Here is a 22,302-nt window from a genome sequence, read left to right on the forward strand (position 1 = left end):
CCAGTAATCATGTTTTTAACATAATCGGCGTGGCCCGGGCAGTCTACGTGTGCGTAGTGACGAGTTGGTGAATCGTATTCTACGTGTGAAGTATTAATTGTAATACCACGTGCTTTTTCTTCTGGTGCAGAGTCAATTGCAGCGTAGTCTTTCGCTTCACCACCGAATTTCTTCGCACATACAGTTGCAATTGCAGCTGTTAAAGTTGTTTTACCATGGTCAACGTGACCGATTGTGCCCACGTTAACGTGTGGCTTATTACGTTCAAACTTAGCCTTAGCCATGAGATCTTCCTTTTTAAACTACTCATGCAGGATCACTGCATGAGCACTTGGTTTTTAACTATGAATTAGTTTGGGCTTATAGTAATCGAAAGATTACTCGTCGTCACCTTTTTTACCGCCAGACTGGAATTTAGAAATGATGCCTTCAGCCACGTTACGTGGAGTTTCAGCATATTTAGCAAATTCCATAGAGTATGTTGCACGGCCTTGAGACATAGAACGCATTTGAGTCGCGTAACCAAACATCTCCGCAAGTGGAACTTCAGCTTTAATTGCTTTAGTACCGCCAGGCAAGTCATCCATACCTTGAACCATACCACGACGACGGTTTAAGTCACCCATGATATCGCCCATGTAGTCTTCTGGAGTTTCTACTTCAACTTTCATGATCGGTTCAAGCAAGATAGGATCTGCTTTCATGAAACCGTCACGGAATGCGTAAGAACCTGCCATTTTGAACGATAATTCGTCCGAATCGACATCGTGGTAAGAACCGTCAAATAATGTAGCTTTAATGCCAACAACTGGGTAACCAGCAAGGACACCATTCTTCATACGCTCTTGGATACCTTTATCCACAGCACCGAAGAATTCTTTAGGAACTACACCACCAACAACTTCTTCAGCGAACTCGTAGTCTTTACCAGCATCAGGATCCATTGGCTCTAAACGTACGTATACGTGACCGAATTTACCTTTACCACCAGTTTGACGTACGAATTTACCTTCTTGTTCAACTGACTTTTTAATCGTTTCACGGTAAGAAACCATTGGTTTACCAATGTTTGCTTCAACACCGAATTCACGTTTCATACGGTCAACAATGATGTCAAGGTGAAGCTCACCCATACCAGCAATAATTGTTTGACCTGACTCTTCGTCAGTACGAACGCGGAATGATGGATCTTCCTTAGCCAAACGACCTAAAGCAATTGACATTTTTTCTTGGTCAGCTTTAGTTTTTGGTTCAACAGCCAATGCAATTACTGGCTCTGGGAATTCCATACGCTCAAGTGTGATGACATTTTTCTCATCACAAAGTGTATCACCCGTAGTTACGTCTTTAAGACCTACACACGCAGCGATATCACCTGCACGAATTTCTTCAACGTCTTGACGATCGTTCGCGTGCATTTGCACGATACGGCCGATACGTTCACGTTTAGATTTAACTGGGTTATAAACAGAATCACCTTGTTTAAGAACACCAGAGTAAACACGTACGAAAGTTAAGTTACCTACGAATTTGTCGTTCATGATTTTGAACGCAAGCGCAGAGAACGGAGCTTCGTCAGATGCTTCACGAATCGCTTTAGTTTCAGCTTTGTCGTCAAGTACACCTTCAATAGCTTTAACTTCTGTAGGTGATGGTAAGAATTCAATTACTGCGTCCAACATACGTTGAACACCTTTGTTTTTGAACGCTGTACCACAAAGCATTGGTTGAATTTGACAAGCCAAAGTTTGAACACGTAGACCATTAACGATGTCTTCTTTAGAAAGATCACCTTCTTCTAGGTACTTGTCCATTAGCTCTTCAGAAGCTTCAGCAGCAGCTTCAACCATGTTTGTACGCCATTCTTCAGCAGAAGCTAGAAGTTCAGCTGGAATTTCACCGTACTCAAACTTCATACCTTGTGAAGCTTCATCCCAAATGATCGCTTTCATTTCGATCAAGTCGATTACGCCTTGGAAGTTTTCTTCAGCGCCAACAGGAATCACTACAGGTACTGGAGACGCGCCTAAACGAGTCTTCATTTGTTCAACAACACGGAAGAAGTTTGCACCTGTACGGTCCATCTTGTTCACGAATGCTAAACGAGGTACTTGGTATTTGTTTGCTTGACGCCATACAGTTTCAGACTGAGGTTGTACACCACCTACAGCACAGTAAACCATACATGCACCATCAAGAACACGCATAGAACGCTCAACTTCAATTGTGAAGTCAACGTGTCCCGGTGTATCAATTACGTTGATACGGTGTTCAGGGAATTGCTTAGACATACCTGACCAGAATGTAGTCGTAGCAGCAGAAGTAATGGTAATACCACGTTCTTGCTCTTGCTCCATCCAGTCCATTGTTGCTGCACCATCGTGTACTTCACCAATTTTGTGAGATACACCTGTGTAGAACAAAATACGTTCTGTAGTTGTGGTTTTACCAGCATCAATGTGCGCAGAAATACCAATGTTACGATAACGAGAAATTGGGGTTTGACGAGCCATGATTTCTTGCATTCCTAAATTTTGTTGTTTAAAACAGGACGCTTTAAGCTGGCAGACAGCTTAAAGCGATTCGATGACAGTTTGGCGTAAACCAAGCTGTCACCCTCCTGAATAGGGGCTGTTTTAGTCGCTTAGAAGCGGTAGTGAGAGAATGCTTTGTTGGCTTCAGCCATACGATGCACGTCATCACGTTTTTTAACCGCTGCGCCTTTACCTTCAGCTGCATCAAGCAACTCACCAGCAAGACGTAAAGCCATAGTTTTTTCAGAACGCTTAGCAGCAGCATCTACTAACCAACGCATAGCTAGAGCAGTACGACGGGATGGGCGTACTTCCATAGGTACTTGATAAGTAGCACCACCAACACGGCGTGCTTTTACTTCAACCATAGGACGAACTTTTTCAAGAGTAGTCTCGAAAAATTCAACTGGGTCTACTTTGTTTTTTTCTTGAACGCGGTCTAAAGCACCGTAAACGATACTTTCAGCAATAGATTTTTTACCATCTTGCATTACGTGGTTCATGAATTTAGCGATTGTTTGGCTGCTGAACTTAGGATCCGGAAGGATTTCACGAGCAGCAACTACGCGACGTCTTGGCATTTTAAACTACCTATATATATGACACTTCAGGTTAATCCAGCCGTAGCACAAAGTGTCATGTGCTTTCGCTGGCCTTACTACACGTCGCTTGAATTTCACAAAATTAATGCAGAAATCAGACAAGCGAGACGATAAAGGATTGCAGTTCTAGCGAACTAAGAAGTTAATCTCGAAAGATTATTTCTTAGGACGTTTAGTACCGTATTTAGAACGAGACTGGTTACGATCTTTAACACCAGCACAGTCTAAAGAACCACGAACGGTATGGTAACGTACACCTGGTAAGTCTTTAACACGACCACCACGGATAAGAACAACACTGTGCTCTTGTAGGTTATGGCCTTCACCACCGATGTAGCTAGAAACTTCGAAACCAGAAGTTAAACGCACACGGCAAACTTTACGCATTGCTGAGTTCGGTTTTTTAGGTGTAGTTGTGTAAACACGTGTACAAACACCACGACGTTGTGGACAAGCCTTCAACGCAGGAACTTTAGATTTTTCAACTAAAGTCGTACGACCCTTACGGATCAACTGATTTGTTGTTGCCATTTGGCAATTCTCCCGTTAATAAAAAACCCAAAAAAAGACGACTTTTTGAGGGCATGCAATTGTAAGCTAAGACGCAAAAATGGTCAACATTTCAAACTACATGTAATGCTGACTACATCAGGACTTTTACAAATTTTCATCTATTTTAAGTAGTTTATTTTTTACTTGGCGCATTTCGTCTTTTTGTAACCTTTTTTTCAGTCGGCTCTACAGTAGGCTTCGCAGCAACTTTTGAAGCCGTATTGGGTTCATTTTGTACAAAAGACGCATTATTGTTTTGTGTGGTTTCTTCAACCTCATCCATAGGATATAAATCTGCAAGATCTTCTTCCACTTGCAGGGCTGGCTGTTGCGGTGCAACAGCATCATGGGGTTCAACCATTTGATCTGCAAGCTGCTCTAGGCCTTGTTGAACGAGATCATCGGTTGGTGTTTGTGTGCCTTTGTCTGACTTCTTCTGAACTTTCACTTTAGCAATATTTTGATGACCATCCAATGCGATTTCAGTGCCCATATTTAAGCTCTCTGTTTCCGCATCTGTTGCACTGCGTTGAGTAAGCAGTCGCGGCGATGCTTTAACTAAAAGCTCAAGTGAACGCTCATAAGCGGTCAAGGCACTTAGGCTATTGTCTTTTTGCTGAATGATATACTGGCGAGCTTGTGAAAAAATCAACTGCGCCTTTTGATGTGCATCATCCACTAAGCGCCAACTATAAGCGGCACTCACACTAGCACTGGCAATGGGTGAGAGCTTTGCTAGTTTATTGAGTAAGGATAGATTAGCAAGCGACTGCCCCCATTTCAGTTGACCATCGGCATTGGTCAACCATTTCTTCAAAGCTTCTGCATCATTGCTCGATCCCAACAACTGTTGTAACTGAGAAACATCATGGGTTTGCAAGGTACTCGAAATCGCTTTAATCGCCATCAATAAAGTTTGCTTTTCGGCAATTAAACCCAAATCAATTTGCTTAAAAATAAACTGTACGATGTCCTGATCAGACTCTTTATTTAAGTCAAAACCGTAAGAGCGCCCTACTTGATAGATCATTCGCAATGACATGACCAAAGAAGCAGGCACATCCACGGTTGAACCCACTAGACCTGTTGCCCCTGTCAATGCCCCCTGAACAATGGCAATGATCTTATTTTGTTCCGATAATGCCTGACTAATCCGCTTAGAACGGTCAACATCTTGAGTTAACATTTCAAGATCACGCACACCCGCTTCATCTAAAACAGCATCGACAGAACACATATTCGAACTAAATTGATTGAGCTGACCAAATAGATAATCAGCCGCTTTATCGGAAAGTTGCGGAGAAACAAAACTCGCCATACGGTTTGCTTTCGCATAATGTCGGCCTAATAACTGACGTGATACCGTCGGCAGGTGCTCACGTAAAACATGTTGCGGGCGCTCATAAGTTTTACTTTTTGATTTTGTTTTTGGAGTCGTGGCATCTCCTGTTGGGCTATTTGTCAGTGTTGACACCGCGTCTGGAGCCACTTGGTTTAAGAGATTTAAACCTGTATGACTGAGCTTTTTAGCCACTCCAAAGGCATTTGAAAAGAAACCACTGCGCTGTTTATTGTTTGAATCCGCCATTCCTTACCTCGTGCTTTATAATCTTTCATTTCTAGCTAAATACTAGGTGTAGTACGCATTTATCTCAATAACAATATGTGTCTTTTAGTAAAGTTGAAATGTGCTTTGCTTGATTTTAAGACAAGCTAAATTGGCATAGGATTTGCCATAAGAATTAAAAATTCTTTCTGCTATTATGATCTGCATTGAAAACATAAGAGTTGCAATTGGCTTAGAAATAAATTGTTGATTCATCTCTAAGCGCAACTCGGTAAAACCACCATATAAGGGATCTGTAAATGAAACGTGTAGTAATCACTGGCATGGGGATCAACTCATGTATCGGTAATACTTTGGAAGAAGTTACTCATGCATTACAAAACGGGATTTCTGGGACACGTTTTAACCCAACCTATGCTGAACTCAATTTTAAAAGTCATATCAGTGCTGCTGCTGAACAAGACTTTGATGGTATCGACCGTAAGCTAAAACGCTTTATGGGTGTTTGTGCTATGTATGCATATAACGCTGCGGTTGCTGCGGTTGAAAATGCAGGCTTAACAGCCGAGCAAATTGGTGGCAATCCACGCTATGGTATCGCAGGCGGTTCAGGTGGTGGTTCAACTGCATCTGTAGTTGAAATGAAAGAATTGTTAGACACCAAAGGCGCACGTAAAGTTGGTCCGTTCTTCGTACCACGTAATATGTCGAACACAATTACAGCAAACGTTGGTGTTGCTTTTAAAATGCAAGGTGTTGCACACACCATTACCAGCGCATGTGCAACCTCTGCTGATGCAATTGGTTATGCCTACAACCTGATTCAACTCGGCAAACAAGACTTAATGCTTGCAGGTGGCGGTGAGGAAGATCACTGGTCTCAAAGCTTGTTGTTTGATGCCATGGGTGCACTGTGCTCAAAGTACAATGACACACCAGAAACAGCGTCTCGTCCTTATTCTGCTGACCGTGACGGCTTCGTGATTGCTGGCGGTGGCGGTTTTGTGGTGCTTGAGTCTTTAGAGCATGCGCAAGCACGTGGCGCCAACATTTTGGCTGAAGTCGTAGGTTATGCTGCAAACTCTGACGGTGCAGACATGGTTGCACCATCAGGTGAAGGTGCGACACGTTGTGTACTGATGGCACTTGAAGAAGCAAAACAGCACGGCGTCGACAAAATTGACTATGTGAATACGCATGGGACATCAACGCCTGCTGGTGATGTGACTGAGTTAAAAGCAATGGAACGTGCATTTGGCGAAGGTCAAGTTCCTCCACTGAGCTCAACTAAGTCAATGACAGGTCATAGCTTAGGTGCAGCAGGCGTACAAGAAGCGATCTACTCTGTCCTAATGATGCAAAATGACTTTATTGCACCCAACATCAACGTGACTGAACTGGATGAAGGCGCAAAACCATTTGATATCGTGCTTGAAAAACGTGACGCAAAATTGAATACTGTGATGAGTAACAGTTTCGGTTTTGGCGGCGTAAATGCATGTCTCATTTTCAAAAAATGGGAAGGCTAAGCCGCCCATTTTAGGGTGACTTGATGGATGCTCCTTCTGATGCTTTCTTGTGGGTAAAAGCATTACATATTATTGCCGTGGTGTGTTGGTTTGCTGCATTATTCTACTTACCACGGCTCTATGTTTACCATGCCATGAGTGATGATGCAGTCAGTCATCAACGTTTCGAGGTTATGGAACGTAAGTTATACCGTGGCATTATGTGGCCGTCGATGATTGCAACACTGATCACGGCACATTTCTTGGTCGATTGGGGTGATGCAACACGCCACTATCATGAAGCCCTGTGGTTCTACCTCAAAGTCGGTTTGGTTGGACTGTTGGTGATTTACCACTTTGTTTGCGGTTATTACCGTAAGAAATTGATTGGTCATGCACACTACAAGTCACACAAATTTTGGCGCTTCTTTAATGAAATGCCGACCCTCATTTTATTTGCTGTGGTGATTTTAGTCGTGGTTAAACCGACATTTTAAAATCCCACAGTTAAAAAGTCCCGATTGATTCGGGGCTTTTTAATGTCTGTAAAAATCAACAGTACAACTCAAGATCCACGCTATGACCGTATCCCAAATTGACGAATCTTCAAATTGAGCGGGGTCGAATAATATTTCTCAATCGCCCAACTCAAAATAAACACCGCGATAAAATAAACAGGCAACAACATCAGCTTTTCAGCCGCTAAAGTGTCTTTTGGGAAATACACCACTTTCATTAAGCCAAGAATAATCAAATGAAACAGATACATTTCATAGCTACGCTGCCCAATCCAGACCAAACTCCGTGCCGTGTGTGAAACAGGTTTAGCTTTCGGCTCTTGAGTAAAGCAAAATATGAGTAATGCCGTCAGTAACGCAAATACGCTGATGCCCCAAGTACTCACCTCTTTGATGGGTGCATAAAAATATAAAGCGGTCATTAGAAACGCTGTTACTGCAACAATCATTTTTTGATTATAAATAGTTCCCTTGAAATACTGTGCATACATTGCGGTGAGGCAGCCAATGGCAATTCCATCAAAGCTAGAGAAATAGTGATATAGATAAGCCCCACTTTCCTCTCCAAAATGCAGGGCACGAAAATACGGTGCATACGCGATGACGGCGAGCAGCAAAACAATAAAGCCTTTGCCCCGACCAAGCCCTAAACACAGGACAGGAAAGGCTAAATAGAAGACTTCTTCAACCGATAAAGACCACAATACGCCCAAAGCATAGTTCACCCAACCGTATTCAATAATCAGTAGATTCATCCAGAAACTCAAAGCTGAAAGAACAGTCACAGCATAGGACACCTCTACGCCATTGGGCGACTGATTGATAAAGGGTTGTAATCCTAAACTTCCGAGCACACTAACCATCGCGACCAATAACACCAGACACGGCATAATTCGGGCAATACGACGGATATAAAAATCTTTCAGTTTAATCTGCGCCAAAGAACCACTGCGCTGTAAAGTATGCTGGGTAATCAAAAAACCCGAAATGACAAAAAATATGGTCACACCATAGTTGCCATTTCTTGCAATCAAAGTACTTAAGCTCTCGCCCCCAATGGGAATGCCGAGAACCGTATCGTGTAATTTATACGGAATATTGAAATGGTGAATCAGCACCAACAGGATGGACACGCCACGCAGGATGTCAATTTTATAATTACGCATAAATCATTGTTAAAATTTTAAAGTGCTTCATTAAAAGTGAAACCATCAGATTTAAATAGCTTTTATATATAAAATCATACAATGATCCAACACTGAATTAGAACCCATTGATTCAGCTTAAGCAAAAAGAAAGCCCTGCTTATGCAGGGCTTTCTTTCAAACATCACGAGTACAGAATGAATTTACTTAGTTATCCAGTTGCTGTTCTAACAGACGTTTTTTCATACGTGGCTTGTACAGCAGTTGATAGGTCACGGCTAAAATAATCACCCATAACGGACTGATCATCAATGCGCGAAGGGTATCCGCCTCTAAACTCAAAATAACCAACGTGAAGAATAAGAAGATTAAGACCACATAAGACATCCAAACACCGCCCGGCATTTTAAAGGTCGACTTTGCATGTAGCTCAGGACGCAATTTACGGTAGCGGATATAGCACACCATAATAATGCTCCAAATACTGATAAACAGAATCACACACAATGAGCTGGCTAATGTAAAGGCTTCAACGGTGTTTGGTACAAAATACTGTAGCGCCGCACCTGCCATGATAAAGGCACATGAGAAGAATAGGCCTTTTGCTGGTACAGCACGTTTTGACAGACGCGCTAGGCTCTGTGGTGCTTGCCCTTCTCTTGCCAAACCAAACAGCATCCGTGATGTAGAGAACACACCACTATTCATGGAAGACATCACTGAAGACAGTACCACCAAGTTCATAATGATGGCTGAAGTTGGGATACCCGCATGTAAAAATAGTGAAACGAATGGGCTTTGATCCGCAGGAATTTGATTCCATGGTGTCACCGACATCACGACAAATAGCGACAACACATAGAATAAAATAATACGGGTTGGAATCGCATTCACTGCTTTCGGTAAGTTCTTTTCAGGATCTTTGGTTTCAGCAGCCATGGTTCCAATCAGCTCTACACCGACAAAGGCAAAGAGTGCTATTTGGAAGCCTGCTAAAAAGCCACTACCGCCTTGAGGGAACATCCCACCATGCGACCAAACATGACTGAAGCTTGCAACTGAACCGCCCGGTGCTTGGAAATGGCTAAACACCATAAAGCCACCAATCACGATCAACCCTAAAATGGCTAAAATTTTGATTAAAGCAAACCAAAATTCAATTTCGCCAAAAAGTTTCACGGTCAGCAAATTTAGCCCAAGGACAAACAGCACACAGCCGACACTGATTAAAGCCTGTCCCATAGGCGTAAAGGTCATATCTGGCGGGAGCCAAAAGCCAAGATAGTTAATAATGGCTGCCAAGTCCGCAATACCGACCAAGACCCAACCGAGCCAATAGGACCAACCGATATAGTAACCCGCACCCGGCCCAATCAGATCATGAGCCATGTCGATAAACGACTTATAGTGCAAATTGGACAATAGAATTTCGCCCAATGCACGCATTAGGAAGAAGAACATGGTCCCGATAATCATATAAATGATCAGAATAGAAGGACCAGCAAGAGAGATAGTTTTGCCCGAACCCATAAATAGGCCCGTCCCAATCGCGCCACCAATGGCAATCAATTGCAGGTGGCGGTTAGATAATTTCCGTTGTAATTCATGCGATGATGCATTTGCACCGTCAGCTTGTGGTGTGGTCGTCATAATTTAACATCCTGTTAATGTCCTTTTTTGCGTATAAACCATGTTCATACAGTGCTCGTTTTCCTAACGGGCGGTATTTATACGCTGATCAGCCATTCAGCCTGAGCCAAAGGGCTGATACACACGGGGAGAGTTTAAAAAATTAGTTTTGTGCAGCAGTTACTGCAATTTCGATCAACCAGTTTGGATTCACCAAATCAGCTTGAATCGTGGCACGTGAAGGCGCCACACAACCGTTCATCCAATCAATCCAAATCGCATTGACTGTTGAAAAATCAGAGAGATTTTTGATGTAAAGCTGAGCAGATAACAAACGTGATTTATCTGTATTTGCCAAAGCTAAAAGCTCATCAATCGTTGCTAAAATTTCACGGGTCTGACCTGCGACATCATTGTCGGTATTTTTTGGCACTTGCCCTGACAAATACACCACTTGATTAAACACAGTGACTGCACTCATGACTTCGTTGGTGTTGAATTTTTGAATGTCTGAATGTGACATAGGTCTTTCCTTGTATGAAACTGTATAAAAATAAAATTTAATCTTGGATAAAATTGACACGTGCAGTGACAGCACACATCAGCTCATAGCCAATCGTGCCTGAACCTGCTGCGACTTCATCAATACTAAGCATAGCGCCCTGTTTCGATGTACCCCACAACACCACTTCGTCGCCAACTTGGGCATTTGGGAGGTGAGATAAATCAACTGCCAACATGTCCATGCTGACCCGTCCGACCAAGCTACTGCGTTGTCCATCGACTAAAATAGGCGTGCCTGTTGCGGTAATCCGTTGATAACCATCGGCATAACCACAAGCCACAATACCCACACGCATGTCGTTTTCAGCAATGAACTTTGAGCCATAACCGACACTATCGCCTGCTTTTAACTGCTGAATGGCAATCAACTCGCTACGCAAACTCATGGCAGGTTGCAAATCCCAGTCTTCAATGGAGTGGCTTGGATAATCTGGAGAACTGCCATAAAGCATAATGCCGCTACGGATTACATCCGACTGCAACTGTTCATGACGTAAGATGGCTGCGCTGTTGCTGACTGAACGTGCACCCGGTAGATCATGGGTAATGGCATCAAACAACTGACATTGATGCGCAATGCCATCACGTCCGAAACGCTCACCATCGGCATCCGAAAAATGCATCATATGGGTCAAACGTCGAACTTGAGGCAAGTTTAAGAGCTGCTGCCATACTTGACGGTACTGTTCAGGACGGAAACCTAAACGGTTCATGCCGCTGTTCATTTTTAAATAAACATCGAACTGCGCCTCTAAAGGAAAACGCGCTAACCATTCAAGTTGATATTCACTATGAATACTGAAGCTTAAACCTAGCTCATGGCAGTCAAATAGATCTTGCTCTGAGAAAATACCTTCGAGTAACAGAATTGGGCCTGTCCAGCCCAAAGCACGAATGCGTTTTGCCTCTGCCAAATCGAGCAGCGCAAAACCATCGGCAGATTTGAACGCTTGATAGACGCGTTCAATACCATGACCATAAGCATTGGCTTTGACCACCGCATAGACTTGGCTATTCGGCATTTTAGTGCGAGCAACATTTAAATTATGCTGCAGTGATTGGCTATGAATCACTGCAGTAATTGGACGTGGCATTTTCTTCTTCCTTGAATCAATACGGCCTAAAACGGATTAGGCTGCTGAAGGATAACGTTGAATAGAGAGACCTTCAGTACTGATGTCTGGTTGATGATTCATCACCAAGTCACTGATGAGCTTGCCTGAACCACATGCCATGGTCCAACCCAAGGTGCCATGCCCTGTATTTAAGAATAGGTTTTTAAAACGAGTCGCACCAATGATTGGCGTTGAGTCTGGTGTCATTGGACGTAAACCGGTCCAGAAACTGGCTTCAGCTAAGTTCCCACCTGGGAATAAGTCTTGAGTCACCATCTCCAAAGTTGCACGGCGATCTTGGTTTAAACCGTGGTTGAAACCACTCAGTTCTGCCATCCCCCCCACACGGATACGTTGGTCAAAACGCGTGATGGCAATTTTATAAGTTTCATCAAGAACCGTAGACTGTGGCGCAAATGCAGGATCTACAATTGGAATGGTTAGTGAGTAGCCTTTGACAGGGTATACAGGCAAATTCAAATTCAATGGTTTCAAGAAATCACGTGAATAACTACCAAAAGCAAGCACATAACGGTCTGCTGTAAGCACTTGACCATCCACCACCACGCCTTTGATTTCATCCCCTTCAACCACTAGTTTTTCAACATTTTGGTTAAATTTAAATTCTACACCCATGTCTTTTGCAAGGTTTGCCAAAGCATTGGTAAATAGGTAACAGTCACCTGTTTCATCATTCGGTAAATGCAAACCACCGACTAATTTATCTTTAGCATATTCTAAAGCTGGCTCAACTTTGGCTAAGTCATCTTTTAATAATAGTTCGTAGTCAACGCCACATTCTTTTAATACTTGGATGTCACGTTGTACGGCATCCAATTGAGCTTCATTACGGAAAACCTGCAAAGTTCCTTTCGCACGGTTTTCATAGTGAATACCAGTTTCTTTACGCAGTTCACGTAAGCAGTCACGGCTGTATTCAGCAACACGCGTCATACGTTCTTTGTTAATGGCATAGCTTTGTGGATTGCAGTTTTTTAACATCTGCGCCATCCAGTTTAACTGCCACATGCTACCATCAATGTTAATGGCTAAGGGTGCATGATGTTGGAACATCCACTTTACGGCTTTAAACGGAATACCAGGTGCAGCCCACGGTGTAGAATAACCCGGAGAGATTTGCCCTGCGTTACCAAAGCTAGTTTCTTCAGCAGGACCAGCCTGACGGTCTAAAACCGTAACGCTTGCGCCTTGTTGTGCAAGGTAATATGCACTTGCAACACCGATGACACCACTACCTAAGACAATTACACGCATGACTGATCCCTTACACACACTAGTTTATTTCACTAGTATATTTTTAGGTTAATAGTTTTTTTCACTGTTTTTAATATTATAATCTAGGTAAATCACCACTTTTGTCGCGCTAAAATTCTAAACATAGGAAATTTATAATGCGTAAATTAGATCGGATTGATCAGCAGATTTTAGACATTTTGCAGCGCGATGGACGAATTGCAATTAGTGAATTGGCCTCTCGCGTTAACCTCTCAACCACGCCATGTTCGGAACGCGTCAAACGCTTAGAGCGTGATGGTATTATCATGGGTTACTACGCACGCCTCAATCCGCAACTGGTCGATCGAAACTTATTGGTGTTTTTAGAAATTAAGCTATCAGCCAAGTCTGGCGATGTGTTTGATCAAGTGGCGCGTGACTTGGTCGAGATTCCAGAGGTTTTAGAATGCCATCTGATTTCAGGTGAATTCGATTATTTGGTCAAAGCCCGTTTAAAAGAAATGAGTGCCTACCGACGCCTATTGGGTGATTTACTAAAAAAACTGCCCTCTTCAGCGTCATCGCACAGTTATATTGTGATGGAAGAAGTCAAAGAAAGTTTTTATTTGGACATTCGCTAAATTGCACAATAGCTTAAATCGGCATACAAGTATCTTGAGCTAAATACGCAGGGAGCTTTTGTTGTGGAAATGGCTGTTTCAAACAGAGCTGATGCCCTTTTTGATAATAATCATATCCTTCCCTATTTTTATTCAGCTCTTCTACCGATTCCTGCTTTTGTACCGCATTAAAAACTCGAATTTTATTGTCTAAAATTCGAGAACGAAGTGCATAAGGCCGCCAATCAACAACAGCTACTTGCGCTAAAATATTTCCCACCGAATTTTTCAAAACGTATTTAGAGCGCTTCTCAGGCTGAAAATGCTCATACTGTTGCAAGAAATCCAAATACGATAGTTCAGACAATGCAATATAAGGTTCGATGTCTTTAACTTGCTGATTTAAACTGCGGTTTGGTAGATAAACCAGACGGTATTGCCAATCAGACATACCTTTTGGTACTGCTAGACTTTGAAAGGAGTGTGCATTTTGGCTCACTTCATAACGCATACTTTGCCTTAAACTCAAAGCATGCTGAGTTAAAGGTGCGACATGCACGCTCGCATGCTGAGCCTTTAGATTGAGCATATCCAGACTCTGCCAGATAAAGTTCTGCATGATATATTTCTCAATCATAGAGAGTTTCTGTCCCTGCATATTTTGTAAAGCAGAGATGTACTGTAAAAGTGCAGTCTTTGACTCATCTTTAGGTTTTAAACTCAATTGAACCGCATGCAATAAATGAAGATCGCGCAGAGTTTGATAGTCTGGCAGTACACCGTCAGCTGGAAGCAATAAAGAGACATAATCCGTACTGTTTAACCAGTGCAAATAACGCTGTATTGCAAATTGCTCTGTTGCAAACATTGCAACAAACTGAGATTGATGTTGGCGAATAAAGGATTCACTTTGTTCTGGCGTTTGTAGTAAAACCTGATTGAGTTCATCTAATACTTGTTTTTGTTTTGCCGACAACGGGTGCTTTTGCAACTGCTGTATTTGCATAGGTGCTACTTTATTTGCAGAAGATAATGGCTTTCCCTGCTGTTGCCACTGCTCATAATAGCGTAAACGACCCAAGCTTTCAGGCTCAACATCTGCTTTCGCATCCATTCCCCAGGCATAGAAAAATGGATGCTGTTTCAGATCGCTTTGAAAGGCATAGTCAGCATCTATCAAGGCTTTGGTTTGAGCAGATAACTCATCATCCTGCTGTAACCAATAAACCAATCCACCACTACCGAATGCCAATATAACCAAACCCAGCAGAACTTTTTTTATCATTATTCGCATAATCAAGTATTTTATTATTTAGCAATCATACTGATTTTACTTAATAAATTGAAGTATCTCAGCAAAAGTTTTAATTCGTGCTTTAGGCGCGGCTTCCGTCAACTCTTGATCAGAACCATAACCGTATTCCACCGCAATAGTCTCAATGCCGTTGCGACGTGCACCCAAAATGTCATGCTCGCGATCACCAACCATCAGACACTCTTCTGCTTTTAACTGTTCTTTTTCTAGAATATAAGCAATTAAATCTCCCTTATTGGTGCGCTCACCGTTCAGTTCACTGCCATAAGGGTGCACAAAGTATTGTAGTAAATTGAAATGCTCTAAGATTTGACGGGCATAGACTTCTGGTTTTGCTGTCGCCAAATACAAGTGATAACCCTGCTCGGTCAGTTTTTTTAAGGTCGGTTCAACATCGGCAAATAAATGGTTTTCATATAAACCTTTCACCGCAAAACGCTCACGATAGCCCAGTAGAGCTTGCTCTGCCAAAACATCGTCCACTGCAACATTTAAGAGTTTTGCCAAAGACGCTTTGAGTGGTGGCCCAATAATCCAGTCAATGTTTAGATCATCGGCAATGGGATGCCCAACTTTGTTTAAGCCATAACGTGCACTGGTGGTAATACCAACTTTCGGATCTGTTAATGTTCCATCTAAATCTAGCAAAATATGTTTAATCACAGCTGATCCTTCTTGGGCTTTAAATAAAATACTATCGAGAGTTCTGCTAAAGTTGCCTATACTATCGCAAATTTTCGCAACAAGGATATTTCTGTGCGCCCAACCGTACTGTGCTTTTCTGGTTTAGACCCTTCAGGTGGTGCTGGTTTACAGGCCGATATCGAAGCGATTGGTCAAAGTGGTGCACATGCAGCCATTGCGTGTACAGCACTCACTGTTCAAAACTCGCAACAAGTGTTTGGTTTTGAAGCGACGTCAAAAGAATTGCTGTTAGCTCAGGCGCACGCTGTTGTCGGTGATTTACCGATTAAAACCGTAAAGTCTGGCATGTTAGGCACCACAGATAATATTGCAGCACTGGCTGAATTTCTACGTGAACATCCTGAGTACCAGTATGTGCTCGACCCTGTTTTAGTAGCGAACAGTGGAGGTTCACTGGGCGATCAAGCAACCTTGGTCAAAGCTTTTGTTGAACTGATCCCATTAGCAGACATTATTACTCCAAATACAGTTGAGCTACGAGCGTTAACAGGTCTCGATGACTTAGATGCCGCAACGCAAAAACTGTTTGAAATGGGCGCCAAAGCGGTACTGGTGAAAGGTGGTCATGAAGACACACCAGACTATATTCGCAATGCTCTGTTTGTGAATGGCGAGCTCATTTCTGAAACTCGCTGCCCACGCTTAGCCGGTGAATATCACGGTTCAGGTTGCTCGCTGGCGAGTTTTATTGCCGGTCGTTTGGCACAAGGTGACAGTGTTAAAGTCGCAGTACATCATGCCGAAACATGGCTCTTTGGCGTATTAAAACAGGCAGAAACACCTGTTGAAGGCGGTCAGAAAATTCCAAAGCGTTTTTAAGCAAAATAAGCTCGCAACAGCGAGCTTATTCAAATAAAATAAATTAATCTAATCATATCCTTAAACATATGAATACGACAAAAAAAGGCAATGAACTTGAAGAATATACTTATAATTATTTACAAGCTTTAATAAAGAATGGCTCACTAGGTGTAATAGAAAAAAATTGTAAAATTTTCAAGCAGAAAGCTTACTCTTCTCTCGAAAGAGGTTTAATTTACTTTGATGTTTCGATAGAAGTCTTTTTTGAAAACCAAGAAACTCCCTCTTTTTTATTTTTATTCGAATGTAAAAATTACGCTAATAAGGTGCCTGTCGATGATATACAAGTATTTTCAGATAACGTTAGCAAAGTCGCTCATCATAATTCCAAAGCCATTTGTATTACAACAAAAGGGTTTCAAAGAGGAGCTGAAAAACTCGCTAAGTCACGTAAAATAGGATTATGGAAGATACTTAATGATGGACATGAAACAATTTTAAATAGAAGGTTCAATCGGGAAATAGACAAAACTAATGAGATTATATCTTGTTTGACGGATTCTAATTATGTGCCAAAGGGATATGGATCAAATTTTATTCAGACTCCATTTCGCGTGACTACATGCCTAATTGATCTTTTTAGCGATTTATTATTAGATAACCATGAATTAAGGGATCGCTATTTACAACTTTTTAAAAAACAAAAAATTCCATATATTTCAAAAAGTAAACTTTCAATATTAGGACAGGATTTCTTTAACAAGTACTCAAAAGATTCTAAATTAAATTTAGAACTCATAGCTAAAGATTTAAACTTAGAAGTTATAAAGACAGAAACTTTATTAAATAAAAAACTTATAGCCGAGATTAATTTTCAAACAAATATTGTAATGCTATTCGGTATAAATACTTTTAGTCCTCAACAATTAAATTTTGCTTTCGCACATGAATTAGCTCATAAAATTCTAAGTCATGATAAATTTTTCATCTCAGAAACTCAGCTTATTGATCAACAATCTACAGGCCATACCAATTTGATCTCAGGTCAAGATATAAGCAGGTTAGAATTTCAAGCAAACTTTTTAGCTGCTTGTATCTTATTACCAGATACACGGTTAAAACAGGTATTTTTTAACCTATTAGAACACTACGATATTAAAAATAAAGGATTTTGCCCCTTATATATTGATGAGCAACCATGCAATAAAGATAATTATGTAAAAGTTTGCATGCCTATCGCTGAGTTATTTTCTGTCTCACAAGAGACTCTTAAAATTCGATTAGAAGAATTAGGACTTGCTAAATTCGAAAGTTCATTTGATAAGAAAACGCAAATCTAATTTTTCTCAAGCTTCAATAAAATATCTTTATTGTCCAGACCGCCTGCGAAACCAACCAATTTTCCATTCGCCCCCACCACCCGATGACACGGCGCAATAATTGAAATCGGATTTTTGCCATTGGCTGCACCCACTGCACGAACAGCTTTGACATTGCCAATCTGTAGCGCAATATCTTTATAACTTCGGGTTTCACCAAACGGAATTTGTAATAAAGCCTGCCAAACTTGCTTCTGAAAATCTGTCCCAGCAAAATCCAAAGGCAAATCAAAACTTTGACGCTTTGCCGAAAAATATTCGCTCAACTGTCGTTCAGTTTCCAACAAAATCGGATGCTGATTCTGTTCGACCAACTCAGCTAAACGGACCCGTTTTGGGTTTTCATTTTCCCACAATACGGCAACCAAGGCTTGATCATGTGCCACCAGTCTCAGTACCCCGACAGGAGATGGCATATATTTAAAAAATAAGTGCATGCTTCACCACAAAAATTGTCTATGTATGCAACATTATGACGATGAAAGTTTCATCAGTACAAGTCCAGAAATGATTAAAACCGCTGCGAGCATCCGCATGGCATTGGCAGGTTCGCCCAAAATCAAAATTCCAACCAAAAATGAACCAATCGCACCAATTCCAGTCCAAACGGTATAGGCTGTGCCCAAAGGTAAGGTCTTCATGGCATAAGACAGCAGCGCAAAACTGGCCACCATAAATACGAGGGTTAAAATACTCGGTGTCAATTTGGTAAAACCATCCGATACTTTCATCGCATAGGCCCAAACCACTTCGAGCAAACCTGCAACAATTAAAATCACCCATGCCATACGCCACACACCTTTTACCGAAACCAGAAACAACAAAGCTTCAAACGAAGGATCGCTTGAAGCTCGACAGATTTAAATGAATTTAGCTTGATGAGAGTTTCATCAAAATTAGGCCCGATACAATCAGCACCGCAGCAAACATCCGCATAGCCGTTGCGGGTTCACCTAAAATAAAAATCCCCACCAAGAAAGACCCAATCGCGCCAATTCCAGTCCAAATGGTATACGCAGTCCCTAGCGGCAATGTTCGCATTGCATAAGCCAGTAAACCAAAACTTAAAATCATGAACACAATGGTGATGATGCTGGGTGTGAGTTTGCTAAACCCTTCGGACAGCTTCATTGAATATGCCCAAACGATTTCAAACAGACCCGCAAAGATAAGAAAAACCCAAGCCATACTACCAACTCCATTTCACTAGAGTCAGGTCGTCCTGACGAATTTTCTCAATATGAGGGAGGTCGTTCCTCCTGAATATGCCTTAAATTATAGCAAAATATGCACCAAAATGAGTTATTTTCACACTTAAAAATCATTAAAACGCAAAAAAGAGTGATCCAAACTAACGAATCACTCCTCTTTCAGCACAAATCTGGTGCAATCTCAGATATTCACTTTAAACCTAAACGTTCGACTTAAAACTTGAAGCGAATACCCATTCCATACTGCCAACCTTTCTCTTCATCGCTTTCAGCTTGCCAAGCCGTCGCTTCATTGCCTTTGCTATATTCATAGGCAATGTCTACATAAGGCATGACTTTTTTACTGATCTCATAACGCGTCTCAAGACCGACAGCTGCACTACTAAGACCTGATTTTTTGGCATATTTAGAGTCATCACTAAAAATAATGTTCAGATCTAAATAAGGTTTAAAGATCAGCTTTTGAGTCAATAACAAGTCCCGCTCAGTTTCCAAACTAAACGCAGCATAGTTGTCTGTACCAGCATATACGTAGGCATCGGTTTCAAAGAAATACGGTGCTAAACCATGTAAGCCAAGCACCCCATCCACTTTTTCTTCCGTATCCCAGTCATGCTGTTCACGCTCCACTTTTTCAACTCGGTAACGTGCACCCGCCTGTACATCCCAAAAGTCTGAAATCATACGGCTATACAGTACTTTGGCATCATACTCAGCCTTATGCGATTCCTGCTTATCTGCATGTAGTTTGATAAACAGCTTATTTTCATCTGTCCCGATACGAGTTTCAAACTCAGACTTTAAACCACCATCACCGTCTTCATTCAGCAACCATTTGTTATCAACGGTGGTGACCGCATAAATTTGTGCACCGTGCTCTTTGCGGTGATCATGCGTATGTGCTGTTGAATCATGATTTATCTGCTGCCCATGTTGTGCACTAGACTGCGGAGCAACTTGAGTTGGAATGGTCATCGCCTGATGCTGTGCATGTTGTGACATCACAGACTCAGTGGTCATGGACATATTTTCATTTGCTTCAGCAGGCATATCATGCCCTTCATGCGCCATAGCCGCAGCACTCATCAACATTAAAGAACTGCTCAATATGCTTTTAGAAAAAAGATTAATGGTGCGCATGATGATCTCCTTTCTGAGCCTTCGACTGCTTGCTTGGTTGAGTCTGAGCTTGCTTCTCCGATGAAGGCTGACCTACCGCATTTTTCTGTTTCAGCATCTGAGCATGCTCATCGGCACTATGCTGATGATGCTCATGTGCCATATCTTTGGACTGAGCTTGACTTGTTGATTTGGCTTTTTGTTTTTCATGCTGTGCATGAGATTCAGCAGCCATAGCAACCGAACTAAACAAGACAGTAACAGCTAAGGCAAATCCTGAAAAAAGATTAGTGGTGCGCATGTTCATCTCCTTTTGGCTCAGCTTGAGCTGCTGTTTTTTGCCCTTGAATTGGGGTGGTGGACACTTGAGCGTCACTGACATTGGCCACTATCAATTTATTCATCATGCCTGAGCTCATGTGGTAAAGCAGATGACAGTGAATGGCCCATTCACCTAACTCATCTGCGGTCAGTAAAGCGGTCACTGTTTTGCCTGGTGGTACAATCAACGTGTGCTTATTCGGCATATCAACGGCAGCTTGCCCATTTTCCAGTTGCATAAACATCCCGTGCAAATGCATCGGATGTGCCATCATGCTGTCATTGATAAATTTGATCCGAATACGCTCGCCATACTTCACTTTCAACGGTTCAGCGTCGCTAAATTTTTTCCCGTTAATGGTCCACAAATAACGCTCCATAGTTCCGCCCAAACGAATCACCAACTCGCTCGTTGCCTCACGGGTATCTTTTTGGGGTTCTAAGGATTTGAGATCGCTATATTGCAATGCCTTATCACCTTTAGGCGTAGAGGCATTCGCCCAACCATAAACTGGTGTAACAGTTTTCTGTACCGAACTTGCTGTCGTATTCTGTTGCGCATGACCCATCTGTGTATGGTTCATCTCAGACATGGTCTCATGATTCATCTTTGAATGATCCATTTCAGCCATCGCTTCATGATTCATATTTGAATGATCCATTTCAGCCATCGCTTCATGATTCATCTTTGAATGATCCATTTCAACCATCGCTTCATGGTTCATCTGTGAATGATCCATACCTGAATGTTCTGAGCCGTGCCCCATATCTTCCATAGTCAACAATGAACGTGGACGGGGTGCAGGCATATGTATACTCTGTGCCATTGGGGTCAACTCATTATGCAAAGTTCCAATGGCGTAGCCTGAACGGTCAATCGACTCTGCTTCAATTTGGTAATGCCCTGCTTTCGGCTCCACAATCACATCATAAGTTTCGGCCGTTCCAATCCGAAACTCATCCACAGGAACGGGTTTAACAGGCTGACCATCTGCACTGACTACCGTCATTTTTAGATTAGGAATACGTACATCAAAAAATGACATGGCTGAGGCATTGATAAAACGTAAACGAACTTTTTCATTTGGCTTAAACATACCTGTCCAGTTCTGTTCAGGGGTTTTGCCATTGATGAGGAAGGTGTAGCCCGTGACATCGGACAAATCCGTTTTCAACATGCGCATTTGATTCCACATCGAACGGTCTTTCCATGCAGCTTTTAAACCATCACGTTGCACTTGCTTCCAAGTATCACCTAAGGTTTCGCGTTGATTTTGATAATACTCGGCAGAAATTTTCAGATTCTTCTGAATTTGTTCACTGCTCTGTTCATGGAAATCTGATAGCATCACCACATAGTCACGCTCGGCTTTTTCATGCTGCGCTAAAGGCTTTTTGTCTTTAGGATAAATGACCAATGCACCATACAGCCCGTCCTGTTCCTGTCCCTTCGAGTGTGCGTGGTACCAATAAGTTCCACTCTGGCGAACTTTGAACTTATAGACAAATTCGCTTTTCGGCTGAATGCCGTTAAACCCATTAAAACCCGGAACACCATCCATCAACCCAGGCAAAAGCAAACCATGCCAATGGATTGATGAGTCTTGATTTTTTAGGTTATTTTTGACGCGAATGACTGCATCATCACCCTCCTCAAACTCAAGCAAAGGCGCTGGAAACTGCCCATTGACACTAATCCGCTTGAGCGACTTTCCCGTTAAGTTAACGGGACTTTCATCAATCACCAATTGGTACTCTTTGACTGCGGCAAAGCTCCAAGATGATGACATCAGACACACCCCAAGGATGAGGCTTTGTTTAAATTGAATAGACATGACTAAATCCTAATAATTTTAAAAAT

Annotated in this window: 23 protein-coding genes; 5 read left to right on the top strand and 18 right to left on the bottom strand. The window is 42.0% G+C overall.

The features are described 5' to 3' along the window. From B9T36_RS17670 to B9T36_RS17690, 5 genes are all read right to left on the bottom strand, one after another. The coding region (locus B9T36_RS17670; RefSeq protein WP_228147030.1) for a GTP-binding protein at positions 1 to 284 on the bottom strand (284 nt) is incomplete at its 3' end. 93 nt (positions 285 to 377) lie between these two features. Then, positions 378 to 2,513 (bottom strand): elongation factor G, encoded by a 2,136-nt coding sequence (gene fusA / locus B9T36_RS17675; protein WP_086210752.1) that lies wholly within the window; start codon positions 2,511 to 2,513, stop codon positions 378 to 380. 131 nt (positions 2,514 to 2,644) lie between these two features. Next, positions 2,645 to 3,115 (bottom strand): 30S ribosomal protein S7, encoded by a 471-nt coding sequence (rpsG, locus tag B9T36_RS17680; RefSeq protein ID WP_004694929.1) that lies wholly within the window; start codon positions 3,113 to 3,115, stop codon positions 2,645 to 2,647. Positions 3,116 to 3,292: 177 nt separating this feature from the next. Beyond that, positions 3,293 to 3,667 carry a 30S ribosomal protein S12 gene (gene rpsL, locus B9T36_RS17685; RefSeq protein ID WP_002050319.1) on the bottom strand — a complete coding sequence of 125 codons (375 nt, stop codon included), beginning with the start codon at positions 3,665 to 3,667 and terminating at the stop codon, positions 3,293 to 3,295. 154 nt (positions 3,668 to 3,821) lie between these two features. Beyond that, positions 3,822 to 5,276 carry an EcsC family protein gene (locus B9T36_RS17690; protein ID WP_086210753.1) on the bottom strand — a complete coding sequence of 485 codons (1,455 nt, stop codon included), beginning with the start codon at positions 5,274 to 5,276 and terminating at the stop codon, positions 3,822 to 3,824. A gap of 278 nt (positions 5,277 to 5,554) precedes the next feature. Between B9T36_RS17690 and B9T36_RS17695 the strand changes: the two genes are divergently transcribed. Both B9T36_RS17695 and B9T36_RS17700 read left to right on the top strand, forming a co-directional pair. Next, positions 5,555 to 6,784, top strand: coding sequence for a beta-ketoacyl synthase N-terminal-like domain-containing protein (locus B9T36_RS17695; RefSeq protein ID WP_086210754.1), 1,230 nt, complete (start codon positions 5,555 to 5,557; stop codon positions 6,782 to 6,784). Between the two features lie 23 nt (positions 6,785 to 6,807). After that, positions 6,808 to 7,260, top strand: coding sequence for a CopD family protein (locus B9T36_RS17700; protein WP_005011820.1), 453 nt, complete (start codon positions 6,808 to 6,810; stop codon positions 7,258 to 7,260). A gap of 80 nt (positions 7,261 to 7,340) precedes the next feature. On the opposite strand, the gene B9T36_RS17705 is transcribed toward B9T36_RS17700, so the two are convergent. From B9T36_RS17705 to B9T36_RS17725, 5 genes are all read right to left on the bottom strand, one after another. Continuing rightward, the gene (locus tag B9T36_RS17705) at positions 7,341 to 8,447 is read right to left on the bottom strand and encodes an acyltransferase family protein (protein ID WP_086210755.1); all 1,107 of its coding nucleotides are present in this window, start codon (positions 8,445 to 8,447) and stop codon (positions 7,341 to 7,343) included. A gap of 186 nt (positions 8,448 to 8,633) precedes the next feature. Further along, the gene (locus B9T36_RS17710) at positions 8,634 to 10,076 is read right to left on the bottom strand and encodes an amino acid permease (RefSeq protein ID WP_086210756.1); all 1,443 of its coding nucleotides are present in this window, start codon (positions 10,074 to 10,076) and stop codon (positions 8,634 to 8,636) included. A gap of 142 nt (positions 10,077 to 10,218) precedes the next feature. Beyond that, positions 10,219 to 10,578, bottom strand: coding sequence for a RidA family protein (locus B9T36_RS17715; RefSeq protein WP_004694941.1), 360 nt, complete (start codon positions 10,576 to 10,578; stop codon positions 10,219 to 10,221). Positions 10,579 to 10,615: 37 nt separating this feature from the next. After that, positions 10,616 to 11,713, bottom strand: a complete 1,098-nt coding sequence (alr, locus tag B9T36_RS17720; protein ID WP_086210757.1) for an alanine racemase — start codon at positions 11,711 to 11,713, stop codon at positions 10,616 to 10,618. A 36-nt stretch (positions 11,714 to 11,749) separates the two neighbouring features. Next, entirely contained in the window at positions 11,750 to 13,009 is a 1,260-nt protein-coding gene (locus tag B9T36_RS17725; protein ID WP_086210758.1) for a D-amino acid dehydrogenase, read from the bottom strand. 137 nt (positions 13,010 to 13,146) lie between these two features. On the opposite strand from B9T36_RS17725, the gene B9T36_RS17730 reads away from it, so the two are divergent. Next, positions 13,147 to 13,611 carry an Lrp/AsnC ligand binding domain-containing protein gene (locus tag B9T36_RS17730; RefSeq protein ID WP_004694947.1) on the top strand — a complete coding sequence of 155 codons (465 nt, stop codon included), beginning with the start codon at positions 13,147 to 13,149 and terminating at the stop codon, positions 13,609 to 13,611. A gap of 13 nt (positions 13,612 to 13,624) precedes the next feature. On the opposite strand, the gene B9T36_RS17735 is transcribed toward B9T36_RS17730, so the two are convergent. After that, positions 13,625 to 14,875, bottom strand: coding sequence for a hypothetical protein (locus B9T36_RS17735; RefSeq protein WP_086210759.1), 1,251 nt, complete (start codon positions 14,873 to 14,875; stop codon positions 13,625 to 13,627). Between the two features lie 45 nt (positions 14,876 to 14,920). After that, a complete protein-coding gene (locus tag B9T36_RS17740; RefSeq protein WP_086210760.1) occupies positions 14,921 to 15,568 on the bottom strand; it encodes an HAD-IA family hydrolase in 648 nt (215 codons plus the stop codon). A gap of 93 nt (positions 15,569 to 15,661) precedes the next feature. Here B9T36_RS17740 and B9T36_RS17745 point away from each other — a divergent pair, with 93 nt between their 5' ends. Both B9T36_RS17745 and B9T36_RS17750 read left to right on the top strand, forming a co-directional pair. Then, complete coding sequence (locus tag B9T36_RS17745; protein WP_086210761.1) at positions 15,662 to 16,429, top strand: hydroxymethylpyrimidine/phosphomethylpyrimidine kinase; 768 nt, start codon at positions 15,662 to 15,664, stop codon at positions 16,427 to 16,429. 68 nt (positions 16,430 to 16,497) lie between these two features. Further along, positions 16,498 to 17,751: an ImmA/IrrE family metallo-endopeptidase gene (locus B9T36_RS17750; protein ID WP_086210762.1), complete on the top strand. Its 1,254-nt coding sequence runs from the start codon at positions 16,498 to 16,500 to the stop codon at positions 17,749 to 17,751. Here the strand turns inward: B9T36_RS17750 and B9T36_RS17755 are convergent. The 6 genes from B9T36_RS17755 to B9T36_RS17780 form a co-directional block, all read right to left on the bottom strand. After that, positions 17,748 to 18,227 carry a methylated-DNA--[protein]-cysteine S-methyltransferase gene (locus B9T36_RS17755; RefSeq protein ID WP_086210763.1) on the bottom strand — a complete coding sequence of 160 codons (480 nt, stop codon included), beginning with the start codon at positions 18,225 to 18,227 and terminating at the stop codon, positions 17,748 to 17,750. The two genes, B9T36_RS17750 and B9T36_RS17755, sit on opposite strands and share 4 nt — an antisense overlap. Before the next feature lie 33 nt (positions 18,228 to 18,260). Continuing rightward, positions 18,261 to 18,578 carry a quaternary ammonium compound efflux SMR transporter SugE gene (gene sugE / locus B9T36_RS17760; RefSeq protein ID WP_010325989.1) on the bottom strand — a complete coding sequence of 106 codons (318 nt, stop codon included), beginning with the start codon at positions 18,576 to 18,578 and terminating at the stop codon, positions 18,261 to 18,263. An 82-nt stretch (positions 18,579 to 18,660) separates the two neighbouring features. Further along, entirely contained in the window at positions 18,661 to 18,978 is a 318-nt protein-coding gene (gene sugE / locus B9T36_RS17765) for a quaternary ammonium compound efflux SMR transporter SugE (RefSeq protein ID WP_005400191.1), read from the bottom strand. Positions 18,979 to 19,214: 236 nt separating this feature from the next. Then, complete coding sequence (locus B9T36_RS17770; RefSeq protein ID WP_086210764.1) at positions 19,215 to 20,141, bottom strand: copper resistance protein B; 927 nt, start codon at positions 20,139 to 20,141, stop codon at positions 19,215 to 19,217. Then, on the bottom strand, positions 20,128 to 20,421 hold the full coding sequence (locus B9T36_RS17775; protein WP_086210765.1) for a hypothetical protein: 294 nt from the start codon (positions 20,419 to 20,421) through the stop codon (positions 20,128 to 20,130). Before B9T36_RS17775 ends, B9T36_RS17770 begins: the two co-directional genes overlap by 14 nt. Then, a complete protein-coding gene (locus B9T36_RS17780; protein ID WP_086210766.1) occupies positions 20,408 to 22,276 on the bottom strand; it encodes a copper resistance system multicopper oxidase in 1,869 nt (622 codons plus the stop codon). Before B9T36_RS17780 ends, B9T36_RS17775 begins: the two co-directional genes overlap by 14 nt. Between the last annotated feature and the right edge of the window lie 26 nt (positions 22,277 to 22,302).

Origin of the sequence: Acinetobacter sp. ANC 4204 (assembly GCF_002135205.1) — a bacterium.
Classification (GTDB): domain Bacteria; phylum Pseudomonadota; class Gammaproteobacteria; order Pseudomonadales; family Moraxellaceae; genus Acinetobacter.